Origin of the sequence: uncultured Odoribacter sp. (assembly GCF_937966165.1) — a bacterium.
In the GTDB taxonomy this organism is placed as follows: Bacteria; Bacteroidota; Bacteroidia; order Bacteroidales; family Marinifilaceae; genus Culturomica.
The window spans coordinates 53,126-65,892 of record NZ_CALCLB010000016.1; the positions used below are offsets into that span (position 1 = coordinate 53,126).

At 41.3% G+C, this 12,767-nt stretch carries 8 protein-coding genes; 2 read left to right on the plus strand and 6 right to left on the minus strand.

Annotation, left to right across the window (positions count from 1 at the left end):
• Positions 1-133 precede the first annotated feature (133 nt).
• A complete protein-coding gene (locus Q0465_RS06950; RefSeq protein ID WP_298614425.1) occupies positions 134-1,438 on the plus strand; it encodes a trehalase family glycosidase in 1,305 nt (434 codons plus the stop codon).
• Positions 1,439-1,645: 207 nt separating this feature from the next.
• Here Q0465_RS06950 and Q0465_RS06955 read toward each other — a convergent pair whose 3' ends face one another.
• Genes Q0465_RS06955 through Q0465_RS06980 form a run of 6 tightly spaced genes read right to left on the minus strand, consistent with a single transcriptional unit; the run spans position 1,646 to position 9,301 of the window.
• Complete coding sequence (locus Q0465_RS06955; RefSeq protein WP_298614427.1) at positions 1,646-3,037, minus strand: MFS transporter; 1,392 nt, start codon at positions 3,035-3,037, stop codon at positions 1,646-1,648.
• Positions 3,038-3,084: 47 nt separating this feature from the next.
• Positions 3,085-4,518 (minus strand): sialate O-acetylesterase, encoded by a 1,434-nt coding sequence (locus Q0465_RS06960; RefSeq protein ID WP_298614429.1) that lies wholly within the window; start codon positions 4,516-4,518, stop codon positions 3,085-3,087.
• Between the two features lie 10 nt (positions 4,519-4,528).
• A complete protein-coding gene (locus tag Q0465_RS06965; RefSeq protein ID WP_298614431.1) occupies positions 4,529-6,754 on the minus strand; it encodes a glycoside hydrolase family 2 protein in 2,226 nt (741 codons plus the stop codon).
• A 28-nt stretch (positions 6,755-6,782) separates the two neighbouring features.
• On the minus strand, positions 6,783-7,445 hold the full coding sequence (locus Q0465_RS06970; RefSeq protein ID WP_298614433.1) for a D-lyxose/D-mannose family sugar isomerase: 663 nt from the start codon (positions 7,443-7,445) through the stop codon (positions 6,783-6,785).
• Entirely contained in the window at positions 7,432-8,454 is a 1,023-nt protein-coding gene (locus Q0465_RS06975; protein ID WP_298614435.1) for a carbohydrate kinase family protein, read from the minus strand. Before Q0465_RS06975 ends, Q0465_RS06970 begins: the two co-directional genes overlap by 14 nt.
• 4 nt (positions 8,455-8,458) lie before the next feature.
• Positions 8,459-9,301 (minus strand): class II fructose-bisphosphate aldolase, encoded by an 843-nt coding sequence (locus tag Q0465_RS06980; protein ID WP_298614437.1) that lies wholly within the window; start codon positions 9,299-9,301, stop codon positions 8,459-8,461.
• Between the two features lie 406 nt (positions 9,302-9,707).
• On the opposite strand from Q0465_RS06980, the gene Q0465_RS06985 reads away from it, so the two are divergent.
• Entirely contained in the window at positions 9,708-12,758 is a 3,051-nt protein-coding gene (locus Q0465_RS06985) for a TonB-dependent receptor (RefSeq protein WP_298614439.1), read from the plus strand.
• Positions 12,759-12,767: the final 9 nt, after the last annotated feature.

Genomic DNA, 12,767 nt, shown 5'->3' on the forward strand with positions numbered 1-12,767 from the left:
TGAAGAATTATAAATTTTGGATAAATATTCATTTATGTATAGAATAATTTTTAAAAACGAGTAATTATTAATATTTTTAAACCGTTAATATTTTCTTAAATCAATGTGGTGTATAAAACAAACAGTTAAACTTATGAAACGTGAATTAAAATTTGCAGGTATTATCCTATTAGTGATAGGAAGTTTTGGATGTAAAGAGACAAAGGAAGCGAAGGAAGATAATACTGAGGAGCGGAAAAAGTTAGAGTTAATTTATCAGGAATTGTCTGCTCAGTATGATTCATTGCGTCTTCAAGTTATCCGGGAACCTGCAGGTTATTTAAAATATCCGTATTTAATTCCGGCCGGATTTTATTCTCAATTGTGGGATTGGGATGCTTTTTTTATGGCGAATCATTTTATCAGTCAGGACAAACCGGAATACATGAAATATTGGGCTATGACTTATTTGGAAGGAATAGATGAGGAAGGGTATGTCGCCGGTGGGATGACGAAAGAGGGACAGCGTAAAATTTTCGGGAAATTTGCGATGAAGCCTTTTTTAGCACAGGGGGCTTATCAGTATTCCCGTTACGTTGACAATTTCGAATGGATTGAACCGTATTATGAACGTTTGGGCCGGATTTTTAAATACCGGAAAGAGACGCAATTGGATTCTCTCCGGGGGTTATACTATTGGGAAATTGCCATGCAGAGCGGGGCGGATAATAATCCGGCTATGAATTATTTTAAAGAGGATACGCGTTCGTATGATTGTGCAGATGCCTGTGCTTTTCAATACGGAGAATTGAGGGCTATGTCGGTAATCGCAGCGAAATTGGGTAAAACAGAGGATGCAGCTTATTATAAAAAGGAGGCGGATGATTTAAAGGCAAGTGTAAACAAGTGGCTTTGGAACGAAGAGGATCAGGTATACTACAATGTAGATCGTGTTACGGGAGATCAGTATAAGCGAATCAGTTATTCTTCTTTTGTGCCCTTAATGTATAAAATGGCTCCTGAAGAGAAAGGGAAAGTGATGATTGAGAAGCATTTATTAAATCCGGAAGAGATGAAATCGCCCTATGGTTTCAGGAGTCTGTCGAAAAAGGATTGCGATTATAATAATAAAAACATCATTGTTCCTTTTTCTAACTGGCAGGGACCGGTTTGGCCGATTGCCAATTACATTTACTCAATTGGATTAAAACACTACGGATTTGAAAATGAAATTGCCTGGTTAGGAGGAACTTTAGGTAAATTATTGACAGAGGATATCCGGAAATATGGAACCATGCATGAGAATTATCATGCCGAGACGGGGGCTCCCTTGGCGCCGGATCAGAACCATGTCGATAAAAATGGCAAATTTGTAGGATTTATCAGTTGGAATCTTTGTATGCAGAATGTTTTGGAGGGTGTTTTGTATGATAAGTGGATGTTATTGGAAATAGAATGACCCTAAAAAGGGGTTTCCTGAAATATTATTTTTCGGTTTATAACGGAAAATCTCCTTCTGACGCTTATTCAGGCTTCGCTGATTAAAGAAACTGGAGAATCTGATCATCCTTTCGGCTTCTGAAGTTCTTTAATCAGTGAAGTTTTTTAATAAATCCACCTCTCGTATCCTGAATTGAAAACATAAAATTTTCAGTATTTATCGGTCTTATGCTTTTTTTTGACGTTGTTCGGACAATTGTTGTTCAATTTGTTTCATTTTTTCTTCATTTAAAGGATAAAAGAAAATAAAGATAACAGAGCAGAGGGTCCCGACAGCTGGCAGGAAACTAAGCATTAATTTCAGGCCCGTAAGGACTTCTGTATTTTGTGCTACGTTTGCCTGGAAGCCGAAGGCAGCTAATAGCCAGCCTGTAACTGCCCCTCCCAGTGTCCATCCGAATTTTTGGGACATAGAAGAGGAGGAAAATATTAGTCCGGTTGCCCGTCGGCCGGTACGTATTTCCGAATAGTCCGTAATGTCAGCATACATACTCCATAATAGAGGAAAAATACTTCCGGCACACATACTGATAAGAACTTGTAATGTCATGATCAGAAAGATATCTTGTTTACCGGCAAAATAAAATGCGATACTCAGGACAGTTGCCAGGAGCATAGCATATAAATAAGTTTTCTTTTTACCGATGCGATTAGAGATAGGGGTTACCAGAAGAATGCCCGCGATATTGGCTGCCTGACCGAGAACGAAAAAAAGAGTAGTCAGTGACAGATGACCGAAAGAAGTGGTCGTATCCGAGGCTACGTAATATTTGAAATAATAGACGGCCCCTCCGTCCCGTATCGAGTTGAAAATTAAAGCAGATATGCCGGATGCCAGTAATATCCACCAGGGTTTATTGCGTAGCAGGTCGCAGAAATCTTCCCGTAGGCTGTTTTTTTCTTCTTTCAGGGGTTGTACTCTTTCACGGGTCCAGAAAAAAGTACAAAGGAAAAACAGTATGGCAAGAATGGCAAATACGCTGACAGCTGCAGTCCATCCTCTTGCGGCATCGACGGTTCCTGTATCTGTTTGCCCGAAGAATTGTACTAAAGGCTCGATCAGTAAGAGGGCGAGCAGACTTCCTCCGAAAGCGAAAATCATCCGGTAAGAAGACAATGCTGTACGGGTTTGGGGAGAATTTGAAATGACTCCCAGCAGAGAGGCATAAGGTACATTGATTAAGGAGTATACCATCATCATTGCGCCGTAAGTGATGTAGGCATATATAATTTTTCCTGTAGGGCTGAAATCGGGGGAACTGAATGTCAGGATACCGAGGATCCCGAAAGGAAGGGCTGTCCATAAAATGTAAGGGCGGAATTTCCCCATGCGGGTAGACGTACGGTCGGCCAGTATTCCTACTAACGGATCGATTAAAGAATCCCAAATCCGGGTTACCAGAAACATTGTACCGACAATTGCGGCGTTTAAACCGAAAATATCAGTATAGAAAAATAAGAGATACATCCCGAAGAGTTTCCAGAACATAGAAGAGGCGGCGTCTCCCAGGCCATATCCTACTTTTTCCCGAAAAGAAACGTGTGTATTATTTTTCATAAATTGTTTATTATTCTTATCGATTAGAGGTTTACCATTTTTTTATATTAACGGGAAGTATTCCAGCGGTCTGTCCGGAAAGGGAAAGCCGGTAGTCCCATCGTATTATAAAGGTTTACCCGTATAAAATTTTTGAAGCCATACCGGACGGCTTTCGGGCATTTGACTTTTGTACATACAATTTCAACTTCGGAGCCGTTTTTGATTTGAGCTTGTGCCGGATAAAATATGCGGTCGTCACCTGCGAGTTCAAAACCGCAGACAGGACGGTATAAGGGGGTTAATTCGGATTCTGATGTAAATTTTACGATTGCTTTTTCGTTTTCATAAGTTACGGATTCGAACCGTGGACCATAAGTGTCGTGACCTTTTTGGGAATAAGTTTGATGGAGGGCCAGCAAAGCCAGTCGTTGGCCGACCAAATCCTTACGGGAAGGGTGAATAAAACAGGAATCTCCGATGTCTGATGTAGCGGCTATACCGGAATAGGGTATGAGATTTAAAGCCTGAAGCTGGGCTTCTACAAGTAAAGGACGGAGAATGGGATTGGGTTGCTTTTCAAACTGATGTTCCGGAATATCGTAATCAAAGGGGGCAATTTCCACATAGAAAAAAGGCATTTCCGGATTTCCCCAAAGCTGACGCCAGGAGTGTACCATTTCGGCCATATTAGCAGCATATTTGTCGTGATGCCCTTTGTTGGATTCTCCCTGATACCAGATAAAACCCCTGGCGGTATAAGGCGTGATTGGAGCGATCATTCCGTTATAGAGGACTGCCGTTTTATCGAAATAAGTTGCGGTAGCGTCTGATTGCAAAATTGCGGCATCTATCTTCAAGGCAGATTCTAGGGGCATCCAGGTTTCGATCCGGGTACCTCCCCAGTCACTTTCGATTATACCGATAGGAATATTCAATACATCGGATAGGTATTTAGCGAAATAATAACCTACGGCACTGAAGTTGGCTGCACTTTCCATGGAAGAGGGAGACCATTGTCCACAACAATCTTCTTGTGGGGAAGAATGGGGCTGACGGCTGACTGTAAACAAACTTAAATCCGGGTAGCGATTTGCTTCCAATAAGGTTTCTGTAGACCGGAAAACAGGTTGTGAAGGGAAACCTTTTAATGGCATCTGCATATTGGATTGCCCGGAGCAAATCCAGACTTCGCCTATCCGGATGTGTTGAAGTTTTAGTACGTCGCCGTCGTCGAAGGTGAGGGAATAAGGGCCGCCCGCTGCAGGAGTTGGTACCTTTACCTTCCATTCGCCTTTTGTGTCAGCTTTCGTTATATAGCAGGAATCGTTCCAGGAAGGGGTGATCCTGACCTGCAGGCCAGGATCTGTTTTTCCCCATAAGTTTATCAGGCTATTTTGCTGAAGAATCATATGATCTCCCAGTATGGCAGGAAGTTTTACTTCTGCCTGTATTCCGCTATAGAGTAGCAAAAATATACTGATAATGAATGAAATTTTCATAACCGAGATTTTATTCTGTGATATTCAGCATAGCTGTTCCATTTGCCTTTGTTTTCGACGGGCGATAGAGAAGCGTATATTCAGCATTCAATTCCGGATGATTTTCAACTTCCAGTAGGAGCCTGAAACGGTCTGATTGTAAATGTGGCAGTTTATATCGGGCGGTCGGGCCGGCTAAATTCGTATTACTTTTGATGATTTCGGTATGCCATTTTAAAATAGTAATCTTTTTTTCTCCGGTATCCAGTGAGACGGTCACTTTCTTATCGGATAAATCCTGGAATAAATCATTCAGTATCCAAATTTCAGCAGAAAAACATTCCCCTTCCTGCCATACGAATTTACTGAGGCGTGCGCTGGCACAAACGGGACGGCAGGATTGCCCGACGGCATAAAAAGCAGGCTTGGGAATAGCCGGGTAAACAAGGAGAGAATTATTGGCAGCAGAGGGCCAGGGTTCGTTATAACACCAGTTGAGTGCCATGGCGCAATAAGGTTTTTGGCGCCGGGCTTCTTCGAAGATAGCCTTATAACCTTCGCATTGTAATAATTGGCTTTGAGCAATAAGTTCGTTTAATGTTTGGGCTTTGCCGAAATACATTTCCAAAATATCTTTACAGAGCCAGGTTTGTCCGTGCCAGGCTCCGAAAGCATGATGAGCTTCCCAGGCTGTTCCCGGACGGGGTGGCCATAATTCGGATGGAGGGATAATGCTTTCCAATACTTCCCGGGGAGAAATGCCCGGCATGCCAAACTCCGTATAGGCTGTATTATGACTTTTATTCATCGTTTGGAAGACTTCCTTGCCCTGATCGTAAAAGACATAATGGCCGTGTGCCATTCCCATAACGGGGGAAGTCGGATTAAAGGGAATCTGAGGGGTATATTCCAGGCAAAGGCTATTCAGTAAACGGAGTGGGAGCGATTGATCCGTCATTCCCGACCAGTTATTGAAGAGTTCATTTCCACCGCACCATAAGCAGAGGGAGGGATGATTCCGGAGGCGTTTTAAAATAGAGACTGCTTCTTGTTTTAAGACCGACAAATAATGGGCGTCATCCGGATAATTATTGCAGGCTAGCGGAAATTCTTGCCATACCATGATCCCTTTTTCGTCGCATAAATCATAAAAAATTTCTTTATTGACAATTCCTCCTCCCCATACTCTTAAAATATTAAAGTTAGCTTCTACAGCCATATCCAGGAGTGTGGAATAGCGGGCTTTTGTAATACTTCCCGGAAATATTTCAGGATTTACCCAGTTAGAACCTTTGGCAAAAATGCGTTTCCCGTTTATTTCAAACTGAGCGGGAGGGACACTTCTGGTTTTAGGAAATCCTGCGGGTTCCTGCCAGGCCCCTTCGTTCATCACTAATTTAATTCTTCTGAATCCTAGCTTTTGGGTAACAGACTGCAATTCTTGTCCCGATGAATTAAGCAGCGTAAATTCTGAAGAATAGAGATAAGGGGTACCATGGTCGTGAGGCCACCATAATCGCGGGTTTTCCACTATCATCTCCGGTAAAATTGGGGTTGCAGTGAAACAGCCTGTCAGTTGTGATACAATCTTTCCTTGCTGATCTTTTAATTGCCAGTGGTAATCGCATCCGTTTAGTTCCTGTCCTTTTATGCAGGGTTGAATACATACTTTTTCGAAATCTGTTGTTAATTCATAATCCAGATATACTTCCTGAATGTAAGATAAAGGCCTGATTTCAAGATAAGTATCATCCCATATCCCAAGGGGGATCAGACGGGGATGCCAATCCCAAAGGTAACTGACAGCGGGTTTCACGACCTGAGATGCCTGAGTGCGGTCGGCAGGGGAAGCATGCTTTTTGGGGGCGGGGAAGACGATTATCTTCAATTTGTTTTCTTCTTTCAGACCTGTTGTCAGGGGAATTTCTACAGGAGTGAACATTCCTTCCTGTGCTGCTAAAAATTGGTCGTTGAGATAAATTTCAAATTGATAATCAATTCCTTTTGAAATAAAAAATAAAGATTTTCCTATGGATAATTCCGGTTTTTTAAATTCGGTTTGATAGATATAATACATATCTTCTGTCCAGTTCAGTTTTTTATAATTATCACTGAAATAGAGGGAAGGATAGTTTTTGGCATTTGCAATATCTAACTGGACGGCACCGGGTACTGTTGCCGAAATAAATTCTTCCGGTTCGTTTTCTTTGACTGGAGTATAACCTACCGTCCACTCCAGGAATTGTATTGTTTTCATTACATCATTCTTCACGGTTCAACTTTCTTTATTGCGGATACTCTGTACAAAGCAGATATTTTGCCGGAGCATCTTCTTCTATCTCCGGAAATCTGCCTATGGGTTCAAAAAACCGGTTATCGTTGGCATCGTCATTGACGGTTGATACTTCTCCCACCATACAATTTCCATTTTCTGCCCAGAACGTATGATACATATAAGGTTCAAAACAAATGCTCTGTCCTTTTTCCAGGTAGACCATTCCTCCGCTTTTTATTTCCGTCTTGATTCCGTCTATTTTGACAATACAGTTTTCTGTGGTACGTTTTTCTTCTTTACTGGCTTTCCACAATTGAATACAAAGTGTACCTCCTCCCCGGTTAATGATATCTTCCATTTTTTTCCAGTGGAAATGGATGGGGGTAATTTGTTTTTCCCGAACCATCATGATTTTTTCGCAATAGGGTTTATGGTCGTATTTTAGGTTCCCGTTACGGATGGTCACTAAAGTCAGGCCTTCTTGTAAAAAATGGCCTTTCCCGAAGTCGGTAATATCCCAGCCCAGATTGTTAAGGCGTATTTCTTCACATTCTTTGCCTTTGCTTTGCCAGTCGGCAGGAGTCCATCCGGCCCATAAGGGAAGATAAAAGCAATTGGATTCAAAAAAGCGGATTGCTTCCTGGATATATTGGTTAATTTCACTTCTTTTCATAAGAGGAATAATTTAAGGTTATAAAATTTTTTAATTTATCAATGCCGGGTGCTCCGCCTGTACTTGTTGCATGATATAAGTTAAAACGGGCAGCAGTGTTTGCCAATATCAGAGCTTCCTGAAGAGGCAGATTTTCGTGTAGAGCGTAGAGCATTCCTGCACAAAAAGCGTCCCCGGCTCCTACTGTAGAAACGATTTCATTTTTTTCCACAGGGATAGAAGGGATTAGATAGGCTTCCCCTTGCTTATTACGGGCATAACCCCCTTCCGGGAAATGAATAGCGCACACTTGGTTCACTCCTTCCTGCAGGAGAGACGCTGAAGCTGCCTTTACGTTGTCAGGCAAGAGCATTCCTTGGGAATCCCTGAGCGGTAAACCACAACAGGCGCCGGCTTCTACTTCATTTATAATCAGGTAATCAATATAAGGAAGACAGGGAAGAAGTATTTTCCGGAAACGGTCGCTTTCTTCTGAGACGACATCTACTGAGGTACGGTATCCTTTTTCCTGAAGCTCTTTTAAAACCCGGGCTGCTTTGATGCCATACTGTTCGTCGGCTTTGTCCAGTTCATCCAGTAAAAGTAAATAACCCAAATGGAAAATACGGGCAGGCACATTTATAGGAAGAATGTGATTCCTGGAAAAACAAGCGTTTGCGCCTCTGAAATGAAAAAATGTCCGGCTTGAATTTCCATGAATTTCAGACATAACATCTGTGTAAGAAGTCGGTATATCTTCCAGACGATACATATACCGGTCATCGATTCCATAACGGTGAATTTCATTCATGACAAAATCCCCGTTAGCGTCTGTTCCTATACATCCTCCGGCGTAAAGGGGTATATTGGCGGATAAGCGGGCTAAGTCGACCAGGACGTTATGAGCGCATCCCCCTAATCCCTTTTCAATTTTTTCGATCGTAACTAAATTACCGGAAGAAGGATATTTTTCTATGAACTTTACAGTGTCCACCAACCATGAGCCGGCGGCTATGATTCCATTTCTCATCTTTTTAGACTTTTCCGTTACTTTCAAATAAAAGCATGTGTTCTTTTACCGTTTCTTTTGAAGCTTCCACCATTTGATATTTCATGTCAATATAATTGGGGTGGGTTGCAGTTTTAAAATACTCCTCTAATTTACGGGTGACGGCAATCTGGATTGCTGTCGCCACATTAATTTTGCAGATACCATTATGTATACAGGATTTAAAGTCTTCTACGCTGGTGCCGCTTCCACCGTGAAGGACCAAAGGCAAATGATTCCGTTCATTAATTTCAGATAAACGTTTAATATTTAAGCGGGGCGTAGCGATATATTTTCCGTGCAGGTTCCCGATAGCGATAGCTAGTGCATCAATTCCGGTCCGGCGGATAAAATATTCAGATTCGTCCACATCGGTAAATATGTCGGTTGATTCGTCTCTTTTTTGGGAGGCCTCTCCGACTTTTCCCAATTCAGCTTCCACCTCAATATTCAAAGCCCGGGCAATTCGCACGATTTCTTTCGTATTCCGTATATTTTCTTCCAAAGGAAGATTGGCTCCGTCATACATTACCGATTGAAAACCCAGTTTCATTGCCCTTACACAAGTCTCTAAACTTTGACCGTGATCCAAATGCACGCATACCGGTACGCTTGCTTTTTCTGCGCTTTCAATAAATACGGGAGCCATTTTTTCTATTGGAGAATAGGGAAATTGTACTTCGGCTAACTGGATAATAATAGGGGAACGTAATTCTTCTGCGGCTTGAATAGCCCCCATTGCATTTTCCAGGCTTAAACAATTGAAAGCTCCTACTGCATATTTGTTTAAATAAGCATCTTTTAAAATTTCTTTGAAAGGTACAAACATCTTTTTGGATTAAAATAACTCATTGCTTTCTTTCGACATGTCAAATGTAGATCGAAAGTTGATAGGCAAATAGTACAATATTGACCAAGAGTGATAGAATTTATACTTAACCCTTATTTCCTGCAAATTTAACATTATTATGCGATACCGGCGAAATGTGATCTGTTTTATATTTTGGTTATCAATTATTTAACGTTTTAAATTATTTACAATGTTAATGTATAAAAATGCATATTCTTAGTCAATATAGTATAAGTAAGATATCCTCAGCTCGTTTACATTTGTATGTGCGCTGATTCATTTTTGAAAATTGTTGTAAATGTAGAATTTTCATTGTTTTTTTCGACGAAAACGTTTTAAAAATGAAGGTGTTGCGTGATTACTAACGAAAAATAATAAAATTAACATGATGAAACGGAAATTATTCTTTGGTCTGGTTTCGCTGTTTATCGGTATTCATACGTTGTGTGCTCAGGATATATCGGTAAGCGGTGTAGTAAAAAGCAAAGGAGACGGACAACCTCTGCCGGGGGTTACAATCATAGTGAAAGGAACCTATTCGGGGGTAACGACAGATATTAATGGAATTTATACAATTAAGACGGATGCTCAAAGTACGTTAGAATTTCGTTTTGTGGGATATTCCACTCAGGAAATAAAGGTCGCAGGCCGGTCGAAAATTGATGTCTTATTGGCAGAAGAATCCCAGTTGTTGGAGGATGTGGTTGTAGTAGGGTACGGAACGATGAAAAAAAGTGATTTGACAGGAAGTGTTGCTTCTGTAAAAGCAGCTGAGGTAACAAAAGTGTCTTCGGGTTCTGTTGAGAAATTATTGCAAGGACGGATTGCGGGTCTGCAGATCATCAACAATTCGGAGGATAATCCTCAGGGGGGAGCAACGGTCCGGATCCGGGGCGTTAGTTCTATCAATGGTTCGAATGCTCCTCTTGTCGTTGTGGACGGTGTTCCTATGGGAGATGCCGGGAATTTAAATTCTATAAATCCCAATATTATTTCTTCCATTGAAGTTTTAAAGGATGCTTCGGCTACGGCTATTTACGGTTCGAGGGGAGCCAACGGAGTGATCATGATCACCACCAAAAATGGAAAAGGGGGAAAAGCAAACGTTTGGGTGAATGGTAAGGTAGGAGTCAGTATTTTCAGTAAGAAGCTCGATTATTGGAAAGACCCCTTAAAAATGGCAATGTTGGAAAATGAAGCTTATGAAAATGCTGGATTGGAAGCCCTTTATATTGGTAAAAAAGATGTAAACGGTGCGTATTATCCTTCTATAGCGGAAATCAGGGAAGGAGAATGGCCTTATTATACAGACTGGACTGATTATATTTTCCGTACGGCAGTTACACAGGATTATAATTTAGGTGTGGAAGGAAGTTCAGAGAAAAGCCGTTACTATATCAGTTTAGGATATTATAAGGCGGAAGGGATGCAAATCGGGGATGATTACGATAAATTGTCCCTGGATATGTCTTATGACAATGATGTGACACAGAATTTGTCCATAAAAACCAAAGCCGGTATTTTTAAAGGAAAACGGAATTACAATTATGGAATGGATTATTCCCGTAATCCTTTATTTCCGGTTTATAACGGGGATGGCACTTATTTTAAAGCGTATGATAAAGATTACGGCAACCCGGTAATGATGACTGAACAGCGGAAAAACATTGCCGACAATGTAGATGCTTATGCTTTGGTAAAAATGGATTGGGAGATCATATCTGATTTGAATTTTGCTCTTCAGGGAAATGTACGGACCGGAAATAGCAATACTTCTTTTTACAATCCTCCCCAATATACGGATGCGGGAGATCGGTTTGAGGGAGAAGGAGGAATTACAAACGGGAATTACCTGAATTATAGTATAGATGCCTACCTTACTTATAATAAATTATTTGGGAAAGATCATAATTTCTCAGTTATGGCGGGGATAAGCTATGAAGATAATGTCAATAAGGGATCTAGTATTACGGGTCGCGGATTTCAGAACCACGTTTTACAGGAAGAGAATTTAGCTGGGGCAGAGATTAAACTGGTCGGGAATTACCGGAGTGAAACCGAGCTGGCCTCCGCTTTTAGCCGGATTAACTATACTTATAAGAATCGTTATATGTTTACGTTTACGGGCAGGGCTGATGGTTCTTCCAAGTTCGGGAAAAATAATAAATGGGGATTTTTCCCCTCGGGTGCTGTGAGCTGGAGGCTGTCGGAAGAAGAATTTATTAAAAATCTGGAATTATTCGATAACCTGAAAATCCGGGCGAGTTATGGCGTTTCCGGAAATCAGGGAATTTCCCCTTACCAGACATTTGAACAATTCGGGAGTAATTATTATTATGTGGATGGGGAAGAGTATGTAATTTATGGCGTCGGGAAAGAAGTCGGAAGGGAAGGTATCGGAGATCGTTATGTATTGTGGGGAGGTATGCCGAATGCCGAGTTAGGATGGGAAAAAACTTCTCAGTTTGATATTGGGGTAGATTTTTCGTTGTTTAATAATCGTTTGGATGTAACTTTTGATTATTATAAAAAGGTTACGACTGATTTATTACGTGAAAAATTAATGCCACCCAGTAGCAGTTATGATAAAGTATGGGTAAACGACGGGGAAATCCGGAACCGGGGTTTTGAGTTGACGGTAAATGGACGGATTATTACGGAAGGGGCCTTCCGTTTAAATGCCGGATTAATTTTCAGTGCCAATCGCAATAAGGTAATCAACATTGGTACACAGGAAGATTCCGGTTATATTGAAGATGCGAACGGGCTTCGTTACCAACCTTATGGGGGAAGTGTATTTAACGATGCTTATTTGAATATTTTGGCTATCGGGAAGCCGATCAATGTGTTTTACGGATATCCGGTAGACGGAATCATACAGAATATGCCGGCTAATCCGACAAAAATGACCCGTCCCGGAGAATTCAATTATGCGGGATTGCGTGAGGATGGTTCTTTGGATCCGGACGCACGTTGTATTATCGGAGATCCGAATCCTAAATTTACCTCCAGTTTAAGTTTACAACTATCTCATAAATCCGGATTGGATTTATCCGTTTTATTCTATGCTGTTTACGGAAATGATATTTTTTCACCCCGGAAACTGGATGCGCCTTCTTTACGGGAAAAACGCTGGACACCGGAGGCACCTAACAACAACCGGCCCAGTTTACGTGCTGACCGTTCTTATTATGCTTCTTCCTGGTTTGTGGAAGATGGTTCTTTCTTACGTATCCAGAATATAACGCTGGGTTATACTTTACCTTCGAGTTATCTGAAGTGGGTAAAAAATCTGCGGGTATATCTGAATGTAAGCAATCCTGTTACTTTTTCTCATGTGAGTGAATATGACCCGGAAGTCGGGGAAAATGGTCGCGGACCTGTGGCATTTCCGAGGACTTGTACGTTTACTACCGGTCTGGAATTAAAATTTTGATACAGATCC